This is a genomic window from uncultured Paracoccus sp. (assembly GCF_947496875.1).
GTDB lineage: Bacteria > Pseudomonadota > Alphaproteobacteria > Rhodobacterales > Rhodobacteraceae > Paracoccus.
Genome location: NZ_CANMEH010000089.1, coordinates 1 through 420 on the forward strand (window position 1 = coordinate 1; position 420 = coordinate 420).

The 420-nt window shown below is 71.4% G+C and carries 1 protein-coding gene; it reads left to right on the forward strand.

Going from position 1 to position 420, the window contains the following annotated elements; all coding sequences use genetic code 11:
• Window positions 1-420: DUF2793 domain-containing protein (locus tag Q0938_RS19230; protein ID WP_299365733.1), on the forward strand; the 420-nt coding region annotated here is incomplete at both ends.

A 420-nucleotide genomic window follows, 5' to 3' on the forward strand; every position in this document is an offset into this window, starting at 1 on the left:
GGCTCCTCGACGGGCTCGTCCAACTTTCCGTGCTCGACCGCGATCTGACAGCGCCGCCCGGTTCTCCTGGCGAAGGCGACCGCTACATCGTCGGCTCGGGCGCAACGGGCGACTGGGCGGGCTGGGACCTGAACGTCGCGCTCTGGACCGACGGCGCCTGGCTCCGCCTGCCGCCACGCCCCGGCTGGCGGGCCTGGGTCGAGGACGAGGGGCTGCTGCTGGTCTACGACGGCGCGGGCTGGGTCGGGACCACGCCGGCGGCGCTGCAGAACATGGCGCTGTTTGGGCTCGGCACGACGGCGGATGCTTCGAACCCGTTCTCGGCTAAGCTGAACGCGGCGCTCTGGACCGCGAAGACCGTGGCCGAGGGCGGCACCGGCGATCTCTTCTACACCATGAACAAGGAGGCTGCGGGCGACG